Origin of the sequence: Stenotrophomonas sp. SMYL86, assembly GCF_036320025.1 — a bacterium.
Classification (GTDB): domain Bacteria; phylum Pseudomonadota; class Gammaproteobacteria; order Xanthomonadales; family Xanthomonadaceae; genus Stenotrophomonas; species Stenotrophomonas maltophilia_A.
In genome coordinates this window covers 16221-33379 of record NZ_JAWIRU010000030.1, presented here as the reverse complement: position 1 = coordinate 33379, position 17159 = coordinate 16221, and the positions used below count along the sequence as shown (strand labels likewise).

At 65.8% G+C, this 17159-nt stretch carries 10 protein-coding genes; 4 read left to right on the top strand and 6 right to left on the bottom strand.

Annotated elements, in window-relative coordinates; genetic code table 11:
- The first annotated feature begins 65 nt into the window (after window positions 1-65).
- Together V3B64_RS21245 and V3B64_RS21240 are read left to right on the top strand one after the other, a co-directional pair.
- A complete protein-coding gene (locus V3B64_RS21245; protein ID WP_329914920.1) occupies window positions 66-2444 on the top strand; it encodes a TonB-dependent receptor in 2379 nt (792 codons plus the stop codon).
- Window positions 2445-2452: 8 nt separating this feature from the next.
- Window positions 2453-4561, top strand: coding sequence for a phospholipase C, phosphocholine-specific (locus V3B64_RS21240; protein WP_329914919.1), 2109 nt, complete (start codon window positions 2453-2455; stop codon window positions 4559-4561).
- A 113-nt stretch (window positions 4562-4674) separates the two neighbouring features.
- Here V3B64_RS21240 and V3B64_RS21235 read toward each other — a convergent pair whose 3' ends face one another.
- The 4 genes from V3B64_RS21235 to V3B64_RS21220 form a co-directional block, all read right to left on the bottom strand.
- Entirely contained in the window at window positions 4675-6270 is a 1596-nt protein-coding gene (locus tag V3B64_RS21235) for an alkaline phosphatase D family protein (protein WP_329914918.1), read from the bottom strand.
- Window positions 6271-6280: 10 nt separating this feature from the next.
- Window positions 6281-9214: a TonB-dependent receptor gene (locus V3B64_RS21230; RefSeq protein ID WP_329914917.1), complete on the bottom strand. Its 2934-nt coding sequence runs from the start codon at window positions 9212-9214 to the stop codon at window positions 6281-6283.
- A gap of 141 nt (window positions 9215-9355) precedes the next feature.
- Window positions 9356-10378, bottom strand: coding sequence for a FecR domain-containing protein (locus V3B64_RS21225; RefSeq protein WP_329914916.1), 1023 nt, complete (start codon window positions 10376-10378; stop codon window positions 9356-9358).
- The gene (locus tag V3B64_RS21220; protein ID WP_329914915.1) at window positions 10375-10890 is read right to left on the bottom strand and encodes a sigma-70 family RNA polymerase sigma factor; all 516 of its coding nucleotides are present in this window, start codon (window positions 10888-10890) and stop codon (window positions 10375-10377) included. The genes V3B64_RS21225 and V3B64_RS21220 overlap by 4 nt, the downstream gene beginning before the upstream one ends.
- A 138-nt stretch (window positions 10891-11028) precedes the next feature.
- Here V3B64_RS21220 and V3B64_RS21215 point away from each other — a divergent pair, with 138 nt between their 5' ends.
- Window positions 11029-11328, top strand: a complete 300-nt coding sequence (locus V3B64_RS21215) for a hypothetical protein (protein ID WP_049422680.1) — start codon at window positions 11029-11031, stop codon at window positions 11326-11328.
- Window positions 11329-11572: 244 nt separating this feature from the next.
- Window positions 11573-14245, top strand: coding sequence for a pyruvate dehydrogenase (acetyl-transferring), homodimeric type (gene aceE / locus V3B64_RS21210; protein ID WP_329914914.1), 2673 nt, complete (start codon window positions 11573-11575; stop codon window positions 14243-14245).
- A gap of 51 nt (window positions 14246-14296) precedes the next feature.
- On the opposite strand, the gene V3B64_RS21205 is transcribed toward aceE, so the two are convergent.
- Window positions 14297-14779 carry a LuxR family transcriptional regulator gene (locus V3B64_RS21205; protein WP_329914913.1) on the bottom strand — a complete coding sequence of 161 codons (483 nt, stop codon included), beginning with the start codon at window positions 14777-14779 and terminating at the stop codon, window positions 14297-14299.
- 122 nt (window positions 14780-14901) lie between these two features.
- Window positions 14902-17073, bottom strand: a complete 2172-nt coding sequence (locus V3B64_RS21200) for a TonB-dependent siderophore receptor (protein ID WP_329914912.1) — start codon at window positions 17071-17073, stop codon at window positions 14902-14904.
- Window positions 17074-17159: the final 86 nt, after the last annotated feature.

Sequence of the window (17159 nt, the reverse complement as noted above, 5' to 3'; positions counted from 1 at the left end):
GTCATGCCGATGTCATTGGCGCTGCCGACACTCCGGGGTTTCCTCCCTCTGAAGGTCCGGTTTCGATGCGAACGATTGCGCGTTTTCCCCGTGTCTCGCTGCTGGCCCTGCTGATCGCCCCCGCCCTGGACGCCCTCGCAGAAGCACCGCAGGGCGATACGGGCGAAGCGCGCAGCAGCGATGCGCGTACCCTCGACCAGGTACAGGTGATTGGTCAGGCCACCAGCTACGCGAAGACGTCGGTGCGCGCGGAAACACTGAACCGGCAGACGGTGATGAGCAGCGTCAACGACGCGCTCAACGAGGTGCCCGGCGTGGTGGTCAGCGAGGCCGATGCCACCGGTTCGTCGGTGTGGGGCACGCAGATCAGCATGCGCGGCTTCGTGACCAACCGTGACACCCAGCAGATCGGCACCACCATCGACGGCCTGCCCAATGGCGGCTCGGGCTACGGTGGCGGTTCGCTGGCCAACCGCTACATCGATACCCTGGACCTGGAAACAGTGGAAGTCAGCCAGGGCACCGCTGATATCTCCTCGCGCTCGAACGAAGCCCTCGGCGGCACCCTGAACTTCCTTACCAGCGATCCGCTGCAGGACAGCCGCCTGCGCTTAGTGGTCGGTGCCGGTGACAACGAAGCGCGCAAGTACTACGTGCGCTACGACACCGGCCTGCTCGGCGGCCATACCCGCGCCTGGGTCAGCGCTTCTTCCGCACGTGTGCACGACTGGATCGATGGCAGCGGCAAGACCAGCAACGACCACATCGCCGGCAAGTTCATCACCGAGCTGGATCGCTGGACGCTGACCGGCTACCTGTCCTACAACGATGCCGACGAGCCGGAGTACACCAGCGTCTCGCCGAAGGGCTTCGCCACCAATCCGGACCGCGACAACCTGGTCGGCACCCTCACCGGCATTCCGTACCTGGACCAGAACTACCGTTCCGGCTCGCGTGCGCTGCGTGAGAACACCTTCGGCTACCTGCGCGCGGCCTTCGACGGCGGCAACGGCTTCAAGGCCTCGGTGGCGGCCTACGGGCACCGCATGGAAGGTCGTGGCGACTGGCTGCCACCGTACCTGGCACAGGTCAGCGATGATGGTGCCGGCCGCCCCGAGTCGGAGTACATCGGCGGAAAGACCGTGTATGGCGGCAGCAACCGCGGCCAGATCTTCTTCGTCAATCCCGACGGCAGCGCCGCGCAGCGCCTGGCCAGCTGCACGCCGCGGCTGGGCTTCACTGCCGAATACGATCCGAACTGCTATGCCGGCAACGTGCTGGGCGCGCAGTCCTACCGCCACACCCACTACGACAACGACCGCATGGGCGTGACCGCCGACGTCGAATGGCGGCAGACCTTCGGTGCCGTCGACAACACGATCCGCGGCGGCCTGTGGGTGGAGAAGCTGGACCGTTCTGCCCGCCGCGACTGGCACCGCCTGCTCAACGTCGGCCAGGACATCGCCTTCGACCACCAGCCTTACTGGGTGCAGTTCGAGGACAAGTACAAGGTTGACGAGCAGATGTACTACGTCGAGGACGTGGCCCGCTTCGGGCCGTTCAGCGCACGCCTGGGCGTGAAGCAGTTCTTCGTCGACCAGTCGCGCCGCCGCGTGATCGGTGCCAGCGAGCACGTCAAATCCGATTCCAAGTCCGATCCGCTGCTGTCCACCGGCTTCACCTGGGCACCCGGTGTGGAAGGCATGGAGCTGTTCGCTGGCTTCTCGCAGAACTTCGCCGCCATTCCCTCCGGCGTGCTCGGCGAGACCGACCCGCAGCGCTTCCGCAACGTCGAGCCGGAGACCGCCGACAACATCGAAGTCGGCATGCGCATCAGCCGCTGGCCGCTGACCGCGTCGGTCACCCTGTACAACATCAAGTTCGACAACCGCATCGTCTACCTGCCGGCTGGCTTTGTCAGCGGCATCGACTACCTGGGCGAGACCGACGGTGTCTACGAGAACTTCGGTGGCGTGGAAAGCAACGGCCTGGAGGCGGCGTTCGGCTACGGCTGGGACAATGGCTGGCGCCTAAACGCCGCCTATACCTACAACCGCTCCAAGTACCTGGGCAGTGGCGATGCCGCACGTGATACCCAGCTGGGCATCGTCGACGGTGCCAAGGTGATCGGCCAGCCAGAACAGACCCTGGTGCTGTCGGCCGACTGGCAGGGCGAAAACTGGAACTTCGGCCTGTCCGGTCGCTACCTCGGCACGCGCTACCTCGATGCCGCCAACGTCAACAAGCTGCCCTCGGCCACCGTGTTCAACGCCAATATCGGCTTCGACCTGCAGGGCCTGTCGCCGCGCCTGAAGGGCATGGGTGCCAACCTGGTGGTGAGCAACCTCACCGACAAGCGGTATCTTGCAGGGGTGGACGGCCGCGACAACGCCTTCATCGGCGCCCCGCGCACTGTCGGCATCTCCTTCCGTGTGGACCTGTGAGTGAACCCGTGACTGATATCGGCCGACGCCGGTTGTTGCAGGCCGGCGTTGCCGCCGGCCTTTCTCCGCTGCTTCCCAGCATCGCCCGGGCCGCAGCGATCGCCCCCGCCGCGCAGACGCGCAGCCTCGAAGACCTGCAGCACATCGTGGTGTTCATGCAGGAGAACCGCTCGTTCGACCACTACTTCGGTACGCTGCCGGGCGTACGGGGGTTCGGCGACCGCTTCGTGGCCCCGGCCGCTGCGCTGCAGGCCGGCGGCCGCACGCGCAGCCTGTGGCTGCAACCCGATGCCAGCGGCACGCGCGCGATCGCACCGTTCCCGCTGGATACCGCCGCGCACTTCGGCTACATGCGGGTGGAGGGCACACCACACACCTGGCCGGACGCACAGCGCGCCTGGGACCACGGCCGCATGGGGCAATGGCCGAAGGCCAAGCAGAACCACTCGATGGGCTACTTCCAGCGCAGCGACCTGCCCTTCCAGTTCGCACTGGCCGATGCCTTCACCATCTGCGACGCCTACCACTGCGCGATGCAGGCCGGAACCAACCCGAACCGGGTGTTCCTGTGGACCGGTCACAATGATGCACACGCGCGTGCTGGCGGCCCGGTGATCGCCAACTCACACGACAACTTCCCCGAGCACGGCGGGCATCCGGCGTCGTATCGCTGGACCAGCTATGTCGAACGCCTGCAGAAGGCGGGCGTCTCCTGGCAGATCTACCAGGACATGGCCGACAACTTCACCGACAACCCGCTGGCCGGCTTCGAGGCGTTCCGCCAGGCCTACCGCGCTGCGCCGGGGCATGACCCGCAGCTGCGAGCACGCGGGGTCAGCACCCGTGGCCTGGCGCAGCTGCGCCAGGACGTGGTCGATGGGCGTCTGCCGCAGGTCAGCTTCATCATCGCCGACGCGGCCGGCAGCGAGCATCCCGGCCCCTCCAGCCCGGCCCAGGGCGCGGCCTATACCGCACGCGTGCTGGATGCACTGACCGCCGATCCGGAGGTGTGGAGCCGCACCGCCCTGCTGCTGATGTTCGACGAGAACGACGGCTTCTTCGACCACATGCCGCCACCGGCACCGCCTTCACCGATAAACGGTGGCTGGGCGGGTACGTCTTCGGTCAGTACCGAAGGCGAGTACCACCGCCATCCGGCACCGGGCGACGAGAAGTACGACGCCGCCGAGCTGCGCGGCCGCCCCTATGGGCTGGGTCCGCGCGTGCCGCTGTACGTGATTTCACCCTGGAGCCGCGGTGGCTGGGTCGATTCGCAGGTGTACGACCACACCTCGGTCATACGGCTGATCGAACGCCGCTTCGGCGTGGCCGCACCGGATATCTCACCCTGGCGCCGTGCGGTCTGCGGAGACCTGAGCAACGCCTTCGACTTCGCCCAGCGCGATACCCGTCCGTTCATACGCGGCCTGCCCGACGTGAGCGCGGCGGCCGCACGTGCCGCCGCCCTGCCGGGACGCACCGTGCCGGCGTTGCCGGAGGGGCTGGAACCGGCGCAACAGGAACGTGGCGTACGTCCGGCGCGTGCCCTGCCCTATCGGCCGCAGGCATCGATTGCCGCGATCAACACATCGGGCGTGGAACTGGTGTTGTCCTGCGAAGGTGCGGCAGCGGTCCTGCATGTCTACGATCGGCTGCGGCTGGGTGCGGTGCCACGCCGCTATACACTGATACCGGGCACGCCACTGCGGGAGCGCTGGCCGCTGGATGTGCACGGTCGCTACGACCTTTGGCTGCTGGGCCCGAACGGCTTCCACCGTCACTTCCAGGGCGCTGCCAAAGGACCCGTTGTGCAGGCGTCGGTCGAGCGCGCCGACGGCCAGCTGCGGCTGCACCTGCGCAATCTGGGTGAAAGTGCACAGCAAGTGCGCGTGCATGCCGGCGCCTATGCCGGGCACATGCCGGAACAGACGCTGGCGCTGCCGGCGCATGCGGAGACCGCATTGGCGTGGGATGCAGCGCCTACCGCGGGCTGGTACGACCTGCAGGTCAACGCCGGTGAGAGTGTGCTGCGCCTGGCGGGCCGTGCCGAGGATGGGCGTCCTGGCACCAGTGACCCGGCGATGGGCAGCGAACCATTGCGGTTCGAGCACGATTGAGCCGTCGCGCTGTTGTAGAGTCGAGCCATGCTCGACTGCTTTTCGATCGCTGTTCGATCATTGCCTGGAAAAGCAGTCGAGCATGGCTCGACTCTACAAGGGGGCGTGCCCGATCAGGCCTCCTGCAGCCCCGGCCGACCGTGCTCGACCGCGTAGCGCTTCCAGCTCTGCAGCGCGCCATTCGGCTGCATCACGGTATCCAGCGTCTTCATGTCGCCGATCCACGCATCACGGGTGACATCGCACAACACATAGCCACGCTTGTCGGTGGTCGCCTTCAGATAAGGGCTGTGCCGCAGCTGGTTCTCGGCATATGCATCCACACCCTGGCCATCAGCGCCGGAAGTAATCGAAGTGGCAAGGAACTCACTGGAGACCACGCCTGAATCACGATGGTCCTGCACCAGGTCGCTGGCGTAATGCCGGTGCGCGTCGCCACACGCCGTCACCACGTTGCCGAAGCCCACCTTCTGGATGTGATCGAGCAGGCGCCGGCGGCTGTCCAGATAGCCCGACCATTGGTCGTCGGACGACTGCACCATCCCGTCCTTCTCGCGCATGTAGTTGCCCAGTGCCACCTGGTGGGCGATGGTGTGCCAGCGCGGCGCGGCATCGGCCAGGCCGTCGAACAGCCAGCGCTCCTGCTTTGCCCCCACAATGCTGCGCTCCGGCGATTCCACCTCCCCGCGCAGCGCCATGTTCACCTGCTTGCTGCGGTACTGGCGGGTGTCGAGCAGGTGCAGGTCCATCAGCGTGCCATAGCGTGCGCGCCGGTACATCTGCATGTGGCCATCGCGCGGGAACGCCGAACGGCGCAGTGGCATGTTCTCGTAGTAGGCCTGGAACGCCTGTGCGCGGCGCAGCAGGAACACTTCGCTGGGCGTATCGTCCTGGTCTTCGGCGCTGGCCCAGTTGTTGTCCACTTCGTGGTCATCGAAGGTGACGAACCACGGCGCCGACGCATGCGCGGCCTGCAGGTCGGCATCGCTCTTGTACTGGGCGTAGCGGCGACGGTAGTCGTCCAGCGTGTAGATCTGCGGCCCGACATGATTGCGCAGGTTGGTGAACGGCTGGCCGTTCATTTTCCGCAGGCCCGGCTGGCTTTCGCCTTCGTAGATGTAATCACCGTAGTGGAAGACGAAATCCAGCGGTTCCTCGGCAATGCGCCGCCACGCGGTGTAGTGGCCTTCTTCGTAGTGCTGGCAACCGGCCACCGCAAACCGCACGCGATCCACTGCGGCCGTGGCTGCGGGCAGCGTGCGGGTGCAACCGACCGCACTGGCGTGGCCGCCTACGGTGAAGCGGTACCAGTAAGGCCGTGCGGGCGCCAACCCACCCAGCTCCACGTGCACGGCGTGGCCGAGTTCGGGATGCGCCATCGCCGAACCCTGGCGTACCACCTTGCGCATGCCCTCGTCCCCGGCCAGCTGCCATTCGACCACCATCGGCCGGGTCGGCATGCCACCGCCGAACACCAGCGGCTCGGTCGCCAGCCGTGTCCACAGCACCATGCCATCGGCCGAAGGATCACCCGAGGCCACGCCCAGGGTGAACGGCGTGCTGGCGAACCGCGGCGACGCCAGCAGGTTGCGCGGGTTCAGCGCGGCGGCATCGGCCTGTGCGGCCAGCGCGTGCGCCGTGCCCATCCACGCGCCGGCAGCGGACAGGCCAGCCAGGGCCAGGAATCGCCTGCGATTGATCGTATCCACGGCTGCGCCCTCAGTTGTAGATGATGTGGAAGTAGAAGAAGCGGCCGTAGTCGTCGATCTCGGTACGGAAGCGCCCATTCGGACCGGTGCTGTAGGTCGGCTGCGTGTTGAACAGGTTCTTGGCCTCGTACTTCAGCGTCACGTGCCTGCTGACCTTGTGGCTGAAGCCCATGTTGAAGGTCATGTACGGGTCGTAGTACGAATCCAGCCACTGGGTATCGCCGAAGTCGACCAGCATCCGGCTGCGGTAGGTACCGGACAGGCGCAGCTGTGCGCTCTTCCACGGCATGCGCCAGATCACCGACCCATTGAGCGACCAGTCCGGCTGGTACAGCAGGCGGTCCAGGCGGCGTTCGGTGCCATCACTGATGCGGTAGTTGGTCTGGCCTTCCAGCCGCGTTGCGTTGAAGTACATGTCGAAGCGCTGGCGGCCCCACTGCAGGTTGCGGTTGGCCACCGCGAACTCGACACCGCGCAGCCTGGACTCGTCGGTGTTCATCGGCTGGGTGACCCGGTAGCGGGTATCACCCACGTTCTCGAAGGTGGTCAGGGTGTAGATGTCGTCCTTGATCACCTTGTCGAACAGTGCCACCGAGACCAGGCCGTTGTTGCCGTTGAAGTACAGGTCCCACGCCAGGTCGATGTTGGTGGAACGGCGCGGCTGCAGGTTGGCATTGCCCTGCTTGATGGTGCAGAAGCCCCTGCCCTCCTCGTCATCACCACAGCTGGTGCTGGTGGCCTGGGCGATGTTGCTGGGTGTCGGCCGGCCCAGCGTTCGGCTGGCGGAGAAGCGCAGGCGCTGGTCCTCGCTCAACTTGAACGTCGCATTCAATGAAGGCAGCAGGTTGTTGTAGCCACCGCTCGTATTGCGGAAGGCAGAGGTATACGTAGTGCCGCCATCATCGCTGAATGGGCTGTAGGCATCGAAGCGGGTGTGGTCGTAGCGCAGGCCGCCGATCAGCAGCAGTCGGTCCCAGGCGTAGTGTGCGGACACGTAGGCATTGGTGATGTCCTCCACGTACTTGTAGTCGCTGGTGAAGTTGGCATTTGGATACGCCGCATTGTTGTTGCCCAGTTTCGGCAGCAGTTCCTCGTTCCACTTGCGGTTGTCGATCAGCGGGAAGCCCGGCACGCTGCCCAGCAGCGTCGAACCCGGATACAGGTAATCGTTGAGCGTGGCACTGCTCTTGAAGTAGTCGAAGTCGATGTCCTGCCAGATCTTCAGATGGCGGTATTCGGCGCCGGCGGCCAGGCCGAAGCCACGCGCATCGGCGTCGATGTTGTAGCTGAAGTCGGCACGCAGGTTGTCGATGCTCTCCTTGGCGTCGCGCGGCGAGACATAGGCCTGTGCCGGGTTGAGTTTGAACGCTGAGCTGGTCAGCAGGCTGGAATCGGAAACCGCCACTGCGTTCGGGAAGCCGTGGCTGTCGTTCTCGTAGTCGACGAACAGATTGCTCGGGTAGGCGCGCACACCCCAGTAGACCTGGTTGTTGTGGAAGGTCTCTTCGGTATGGCCGCCACGCAGGGTCAGCCGCGAGCGATCACCGATATCCCAGTTGAAGCTGGCGATGGCGCCCCGGTTGCTGCGGTCCCAGCGGTCGTGGCGGTTCTTGATGTAGATGCTGTTGATCTGGGTGGTACCACTGTCTTCGGTCTGGTTGCGGATCGGAAACTTGGCGTTGCCGTACAGATCGGTCTTGTTCATCGTCGAGTTCTCGTAGAACCGGTACGAGTACAGCAGCAGCGATGCGTAGAAGGGATCGTCCGATGGCTTCCATTCCAGCTTGGCCGAGCCACCGAAGTTGGTGATGAAGTTGGTGTAGGTGCCGGTGCTGAAGTTGCCCGGCGCACGCAGTCCGTTCCAGCCCTTGGCCTCGTCCGGCCCGGTGGTGCCGTCGGTGAGGTACTTGCCGGCGTCGTTGTAGTAGTAGTTCGACTCCACCCAGCGCTTGACGCTGTTGCGCGAACGCTGCTCATAGCGCGCTACCGCAACAAGGCCGAATTCCTGGTCGGCACCGAACTGGTTGGAGAACACCATCTTGGCGCTCTTGCCGAAATGCCCCAGGGTCTCGTGGTTGCCACCGGCACTGCGCTCGACATTGGTCTCGGCCGTGGAGTAGATACCAGCCACATCGGCGAACACGTACCTGCCGGACCGGTCGAAGGCACTGCGGCTGATGATGTCGATCACGCCGCCGATCGCATCCGGCGCCTGCTCTGCGCTGAAGCTCTTGTAGATGTCGGTGCGGGTGCCGATGTCGCTGGGAATCAGCTGCAGGTTGTTCATGCGCTCACCCGAGCCACTGCCACCCACGCTGGCAATCGCGATGCCATCGATGGTGGTGTAGTTGAGGTTGGCCTGCACGCCACGCACCGTCACGTAACGGGGCTCACCGGCATCCTCCACGGCACTCAGGCCTGGCGCGGCCATCAGGCTCTCGGCCAGGGTCTCGTCGCCGTAGCTGTCCATCTCGTCGTAGACCACCGAATCCTTGATCACCGGCGAGGTCTTCTTCTGGTCGATCACCTCATGCGCAGCAATCACCTTCACCGTGCCCAGGGTCGGCGCCACCACCGCTTCGGCCTCGCGCGGCTTCGGCGCAGCCGGCTTCGGTTCGTTGTGTGCCGGCGCAGGATCAATGGCGATGACGTTGCCATCCACCACGGTGTAGCCCAGGCCGGTCCCTGCCAGCAGCGCGTCCAGCGCCTGCTTGACGGTGGCACCGCGCGGCACCGCCCCGGCCATGTGCACTTCACCACTGCCCGAATACAGGAACTGCACGCCGGAACTGCGCGACAACTGCTCCAGCGCGCGCGCCAGCGGCTGCGCCGCGATCGGCGCCGAAACGCGGGCCTCGAGGCCATCGGCAGTGGCCGCAGCCGCCAGCGGCACGCTGCAGGGAGACAGGGCGAGGATGATCGACAGGTAGAGCGTGTTGCGCATCACGGGTCCTTGGAAGAGAGAAGGCAGCAGGTGCCGCTGCGTGACTCGGCAGCGGCTTCTCCCAAGTAAGAGCCCGCATCCACCGAAGTGGAGAACGCGGATTTGATGAATTTTTTCTGACAACCCACGGCCATGTCGACCTCAGCGACTGCCAACCCGCACGGTGTCGCCTTCGCGCCGCACCACGAAGCGCGGGTCGCGCTCGAGGAAGGCCTGCAGCGCACCGATGCGATGCGCGTCCAGGCTGCCGGACAACCGCGCCGACGCCGCACCTTCATCCAGCACCCGCACCTGCACCTGGTTGTGGCGGTTGAAGGCGGCGGCCACCTCATCCAGCCGCTCGTCCAGGAAAGAGACCTTGCGTTGCTGCCAGTCCAGCAGCATCGACAACGGCACATCCAACGACTCGACCGCATGGCTGCGCGCGTCGACCTGCACCACCTGGCCTTTGCCCAGTTGTGCAAGACGCCGCGCATCCGCACCGTGGCTCCACACTTCCACCTCGCCGGAAACCACACCGATGCGGGTGCCCTGCAGCCGTCGCGACACGTCGAACACCGTGCCGATATCGCGGATCTGCAATCTGTTCACCTGCACCTCGAACGGCCGTCGGTCCTGGGCGATGTCGAACGTGGCCTCGCCCTGCAGCAGCTCCACCCTGCGGCTGAACCCGCCCATGCGCACCCGCAGGCGGCTGTCCGCGTTGAGCCGCACCTGGGTCTGGTCGGGCAGCACCAGGTCGCGAATTTCTCCATGTCCGGCGCTGTAAAGCTGCTCGGTAGGCATCAGCTGCGGAACCAGGCCCACGCCGAGCAGGGCGATACAGGCTGCGGCAGCCGCCACCCACCAACGCGTGCGACGGCTGTGCGGCGCACTGCGCAGCGGGGCCTGTGCGTGTCCGAACAGCGGCACGACCTTGGCAGCGGCCTGCTGTGGCGGCACCGAGGCCTCTTCAGCCAATGCCGATTGCAGCGCCTCACCAATCTGCCGGTGCAGTGCGAGCGCGTGCATATAGGCGCGCACATGCTCCGGCGAGCGCTTCATCCAGTCCAGCAACGCAACCCGCTCGGCTTCGCCCAGCACGCCCTCGCGATTGCGCTGGAACCAGTCCATGGCCTCGCTGGCGATCGCGTCGTCGGCCGCACCCGATGGATTCCGTTTCATGTGAGCTCCCTGGCGCCCAGCGCCTTCCTGCAGGCGTCCAGCCCCTTGCCGATATGCTTGCGCACCATGTGCACCGAGACCTGCAGCTGCTGACTGATTGCCCGGCAGTCCAGCCCGTCGCGGTAATGCAGCTCCATCACCCGCCGCGTGGTCGCCGGCAGCCGTGCGATGGTGGTGCGGATATCGTTCCAGCGCTGCGCGCGCTCGAATTCGCCTTCGATGTCTTCTTCGCTCTTCAGCACTTCGGCCAGGAGGTCGACGTCCTCCAGCGGCGGCAGCGAAGAACGCGCGCGCGCGTGCTCCCGTGCAAGATTGGCGGCCACGGTGAACAGGTAGGCTTCCGGGTTCTCGACCGCGTCGGCATGCTCACCGGTGCTGCGCAGCAGCCGCAGATAAACCTCCTGCGCCAGATCTTCGGCATCTTCGCTGGCAGAGCCCCGGCGCAGGAAGAAGCCGCGCAGCAGCCGCCGCCGCAGCGCATAGCTCTTCTCCCAGATCCTCACGCTGTTCACGGCCGGCCAACCACCCCAAGGCTGGAAAGCCCCGCAGGGTGACGGCCATCGATGACAGTGGCGTTTCAACTGCCGGCAGGCAGCCGCTAGAATGCCGCCTCTGCAGTTTCCGGCAGCCGGCACAAGGAGTGCCCCGCAATGAACGCCCGCACCGCCATCAACACCCTCAGCAGCCTGCTGTTCCTGCTGCTGGTCGCCCACACCACCGCGTACCAGCAGCAGATGTGGCCGCCCAGCCGTGTCGTCCACGTGCATCCGGTGGTCGTCGCCCTCGCCTACGCGCTGGGCCTGCTCACCCTGCTGCTGTGGATCGGAGGACGCCGCTTGCCGGAACGCTGCCAGCAGCTCTCGGGCTGGCTGCCGATCGTGGCCTGGTGCCTGCTGGGCATTGGTGTGGCGGTCATCCCGATGTTCTTCCCGGGCCTGTCACCGGCCTGATCAGCGGCCGCACCCAGCACGCCCGCCCATGATACGGCGCGCCGTGCCAACCCTTGCTTGCCAGAGACCCAAGCCGGGCCCGCCTATCGAAGCCGGGTGGCCGGGCCTACGCTTGTCTTCTCGGCGGCCGCCACGGTCGCCCTTCGCGTCACGGCCCCGCCGTTGCGACCCCGCTCCAGTGCTGTGCGCCCTGCCGGTGTTGTCGCCCAGGCAGAAGTCCGACCGGCGCCCTCTGGAGACAGTCATGAACCAAGCGCTCATTCCCTTCGACACCGATCCGCTGGAAACCCGCGAGTGGCGTGAATCACTGGAAGCGGTGATGCAGACCGGTGGCCGGCCGCGCGCGCACTACCTGATCGACCAGCTCAGCGAGCTGGATGCACAGCAGCACGGCGACCTGCATACCCGTGCCTGGACCGCCTACGTCAACACCATCCCGCCCGAGCGCCAGCCGGCCTACCCGGGTGATCTGGCCATCGAGCGCCGCCTGAACGCGATGATCCGCTGGAACGCGATGGTGATGGTGCTGCGTGCCGGCAAGCATTCCAACGTCGGTGGCCACATCGCCACCTACCAGTCGGCGGCAGTACTGTACGACGTGGGCTTCGATCATTTCTTCCGTGGCCGTACCGACACCTTCGACGGCGACATGATCTACATCCAGGGCCACTCCGCGCCGGGCATCTATGGCCGCGCGTACGTGGAAGGCCGCATCGATCCGGCGCGCATGGACAACTTCCGCCGTGAAGCCGGGCGCGAAGGCCTGTCCTCGTATCCACACCCGCGATTGATGCCGGAGTTCTGGCAGTTCCCCACCGTGTCGATGGGGCTGGGCCCGCTGACCGCCGCCTACCAGGCGCGCTACATGCGTTACCTGGAATACCGCGGCCTGAAAGAACACCAGGGCCGCAAAGTCTGGGCCTTCCTCGGCGACGGCGAGATGGACCAGCCCGAATCGCTGGCGGCGATCTCGCTGGCCGGCCGCGAGCGGCTGGACAACATCGTGTTCGTGGTGAACTGCAACCTACAGCGCCTGGACGGTCCGGTGCGTGGCAACGCCAAGGTCATCCAGGAACTGGAAGGCACCTTCCGCGCCGCTGGCTGGAACGTGATCAAGCTGATCTGGGGCAGCGGCTGGGACGACCTGCTGGCCCGCGACCACAGCGGCCTGCTGCGCCAGCGCATGATGGAATGCGTGGACGGCGACTACCAGACCTTCAAGTCGCAGAACGGTGCCTACGTGCGCGAGCACTTCTTCGGTCGTTACCCCGAACTGCTGGAGCTGGTCGCGCACATGAGCGACGACGACATCTGGGCGCTGGCGCGTGGTGGCCATGATTCGCAGAAGGTGTATGCCGCCTACCAGCAGGCGGTGAACACCAGCGGCCGGCCGACGGTGATCCTGGCCAAGACGGTCAAGGGTTTCGGCATGGGTGAAGCCGGTGAAGGCCAGAACATCAACCACCAGCTGAAGAAAATGAGCGCCGACGCGGTGCGCGCCTTCCGCGACCGTTTCAACCTGCCGGTCAGCGACGACCAGCTGGAGGAGATGCCCTATCTGCGCCCGGAACCGGGCAGCGCCGAAGCCATCTACTTCGCCGAGCGCCGCCGCATCCAGGGCGGGCAACTACCCGCGCGCCTGGCCAAGGTCGATCCGCTGCCGCTGCCGCCGCTGTCGATCTTCAACACCCAGCTGCAGGGCAGCGGCGATCGCGGACAGTCCACCACCATGGGCTTCGTGCGCATTCTCACCAGCCTGCTGAAGGACCCGGAGCTGGGCAAGCTGGTGATTCCGATCGTGCCCGATGAATCGCGCACCTTCGGCATGGAAGGCCTGTTCCGCCAGATCGGCATCCACTCCTACCTGGGCCAGCTGTATACCCCGCAGGATGCCGGCCAGCTGAGCTACTACAAGGAAGCCAAGGACGGCCAGATCCTGCAGGAAGGCATCAACGAATCCGGCGCGATCTGCTCGTGGATCGCCGCCGGCACCGCCTACAGCAACCACGGCCTGGCGACGATCCCGTTCTACATCTTCTACTCGATGTTCGGCCTGCAGCGCGTCGGTGACCTGGCCTGGGCCGCCGCCGATGCGCGCACCCGTGGATTCCTGCTGGGTGCCACCTCCGGCCGCACCACGCTGATGGGCGAAGGCCTGCAGCATGACGACGGCCACAGCCACGTGCTGTCGTCGGTCATCCCGAGCTGCGTATCCTACGACCCGACCTACAACTACGAGCTGGCAGTGATCATCCACGACGGCCTGCGCCGCATGTACGTCGAGCAGGAAGACATCTACTACTACATCACCGTACTCAACGAGAACTATCCGCAGCCAGCGCTGCCCGAGGGCGCCGAGGCCGGCATCCTGAAGGGCCTGTACCTGCTACACCCGGCGGCCGCCGACAGCGACTCGCAGCCACGCGTGCAGCTGATGGGCAGCGGTTCGATCCTGCGCGAAGTGGAAGCCGCGGCAGAACTGCTGCAGCAGGACTTCGGCATCGCCAGCGATGTGTGGAGCGCGACCAGCCTGACCGAACTGCGCCGCGATGGCCTGGCCGCCGAGCGCTGGAACCTGCTGCATCCGGCCGAGGAGCCCCGCATGCCCTACCTGCAGCAGTGCCTGCAGGGCCATGAAGGCCCGGTGGTGGTGGCCACCGACTACATGAAGATCGTCGGCGACCAGATCCGTCCCTTCATCAACGACCGCCGCTTCACCGCGCTCGGTACCGATGGCTTCGGCCGCTCCGACACGCGTGAGTCGCTGCGCACGTTCTTCGAAGTGGATCGCCACTTCATCGTGCTGGCCGCCCTGAAGTCGCTGGCCGACGAAGGCCGCATCGAGCGCGCGCGGATGCAGGACGCCATCGACAAGTACGGCATCGACACCGGCAAGCGCGACCCTGCTGCGGTGTAAGGCTGCTGCATTCACCACGCCCGTTCTACGGGCGTGGTGCCGGCGGCAACGCTAGGGCATTCGCTTGAACAGATTGGTCTGCAGGATCGGCGTACCGTCGTGGCCGTAGAACGCCTTGGTCTCGGTCATCGTCGAGCGGTCGGCCGCGACGGTATAGATACGGGTGGAGGCCGGCGTGCCGTGGTCCACCAGCTGCATCACCAGGGTGTTCGGCGCTGGCAGTTTCAGGTTGGCCTTGTCTGCGCCATAGGTGCCGGACAAGGGCCCCGGCGTGCCGTCCAGCGCCAGCGTGCCGTCGGAATTCATGGTCTTGCCGTCGTGCAGGACGATGTCCACGTGTGAACTCCAACGCCCCGCACCGGCGTCCTTGAACTCCAGCACCACCTGCTTCGGGCGCTGCGCCTCGGGCAACGCAGACGTAGCGATATCCAGCGACCAGCGCCCCAACAGCGGTGAAGAAGACGCCTCCACTGCCAGCGCCGGAACGGCGGGGAATGAAAGCGCAGACAACAACACAGCGGACAACAGCTTCATACGTTGCTCCGTTCCCGTGAAGAGGACGCTGCGTGAAGCACTGTGGGGCGCAGCATCCGGATGCTGCACAGCATCGGCGCCCCGCACAAGGCAGGGCGCTGAACGGAGGGCAACGCCGTGCCTTAATAGCCAACCTTCACAGTGAACATCACGTTTCGCGGCGCGCCGTACCAGCCCTGGTTGTAGAAGCCGATCTGCGAGTAATAGTGGCGGTCGAACAGATTGTTGATGTTGACCGCCGCAGAGACGTGGGAACTGAACTGGTAGCGCGCCATCAGGTTCACCAGCGCGTAGCCGGGCTGCTCCACCGGCACACGGCGATTCCCTGGCGCGGTGGCGGTCTGGTACATGCGGTTCTGCCAGTCCGCGCCACCGCCGATCGTCAGCCGGTCCCAGGCACCCGGCAGCCGCCAGGTGGTGAACAGCTTGAACAGGCTGCGCGGCTTGGCGGTGTTGATCGCCCGTCCCTGTGCATCCTGCGCGATGAAGGTGGTGAAGCTGGTACCCAGGCTCCAGCCCGGTAGCGGCTCGCCGGCCAGCTCCAGTTCCAGGCCATCCACGGTTGCGCCCTTCACCGCACGGTAGGCCGCCTGCGTGCTGCCTTCGACCAGACCACCAGTGGCCTCGGCCAGGTTGTCCTGCTGGGTGCGGAACAGCGCCGCCGACGCATTCAAGCGCTCCTGCAGCCAGCTGCCCTTGAGGCCCAGCTCATAGCTGCGGCCACTGACCGGATCGAGGATCTGCCCGGATTCGTTGCGGTTGTTCTGCGGCTTGAAGATGCCGGTGTAGCTGACGTACACGCTGCTGTAGCCGTTGAGGTCCCAGACCACGCCGGCATACGGTACGAACTCGTTGCGGTAGCGGTACTTCCGCTTGGTGCCAAAGTAGACCTGGTCGGTCTCCCAGTTGCTCATGCGGCCACCGACGATCACGTGCAGCGGATCGGCCAGTGACAACCGCGCCACCGCGTAGGCACCGCTCTGATGGTTGTCCAGGTCATCGGCCTGGGTCTTGCTGCTGGCCCACGTCGGCTCCGGCGTGCCCGGCCCGTGCCAGTCCAGATAGCTGGCCAACGGCGGCAGCGGCGCCAGCGCGCGGTACTGCCCCAGCGCGATTTCATCGCGTGAGCGCGACCAGCCGATGGACGCAGTGTGCTGGCGGCCGAACAGCTGGAACGGACCGGTCAGGCTGGCGCTGATCGCTTCGCGGCGCACCGGACCGTCGTAGCGGGTGAAGCTGTTGCCATTGGGCATGGCGCCAGTGACCGGGTCAGGATAGCCACCGCGATAGAGATGCTTCATCTCCATGTCGGTATGCGATCGGCTGTAGGAGACGCGCGCCTGCCAGTCGTTGCTGAAACGATGGTTGAAATCGAAGAAGCCGTTGCGGGTATCGGTGCTCATCCGTGCCCACGGCGCGGTGGCTGATACCGAGCGGTCGAAGCGGGTACGCGTGCCATCGGCGTTGAACAGCGCGAAGCCGCTGCCGAAGCCACGGTTGTCGTTGCCCTGGTAGGAGATGCCGGCGATCAACCCGGTGTCCTCGCCCAAGTCCACGCTGACCACGCCGTAGAGCGTCTTCGCCGTACTGTCCAGGCCAGCGGTGTAGCTGTCGCCCTCTGCCTGCGCGGCCACCAGGCGACCACGCACACGCCCTTCCCGGCTCAGCGGGCTGGACACATCCGCCCACGCGCGCCGTGCGTCCCAGCTGCCGAGGCTGATGCCACCACTGGCAGCGAACTCGCGCATCGGGCGCTTGCGCACATAGTTCACCGCCGCCGAGGGATTGCCGGCGCCGGTCATCAGGCCGTTGGCGCCGCGCACGATCTCGATGCGGTCATACACCACCATGTCCAGGTTGTTCTCGCCGAAATTCCACGGCGACAGCACCGGCATCACCACGCCATCGAACTGGTAGTTGTCGATGTCGAAGCCGCGTGCGGAGAACGAATAGCGGTTGGCGTCGCTGCGCGTGACCGAGATGCCGGGTGCGGTCGCCAGGGCATCGGCGGTGCTGAGCAGGCCACGGTCCTCGATCTGCTGGCGGGTGACCACGCTGACGGATTGCGGGGTCTGCCGCGAGGTCAGCGACAGTCCGGTCGCCGTGCCCATCGAATCGGTGGTGTACGAACGCGACGTTTCGGTGCTGCCATCAAGGTCGGCAGTGACCTGCACGGTCGGGAGCTGGGAGGTCGTCGCGGCAGGGGCGCGTTCGGCGGCGTGGGCAGCGTTGAACAGCGCCAGGGTCGTGCCGATGGCGCTAGCCAGGGCACACGGGCGGAAACAGGCAGGCATCGGAGATCCAGCGGGAAGGAAAGGCTGGATGAGAATTATTGTCATTTGAGCGTGAGCGTACGTATGCGCGGACGCAGCAGGCGTAT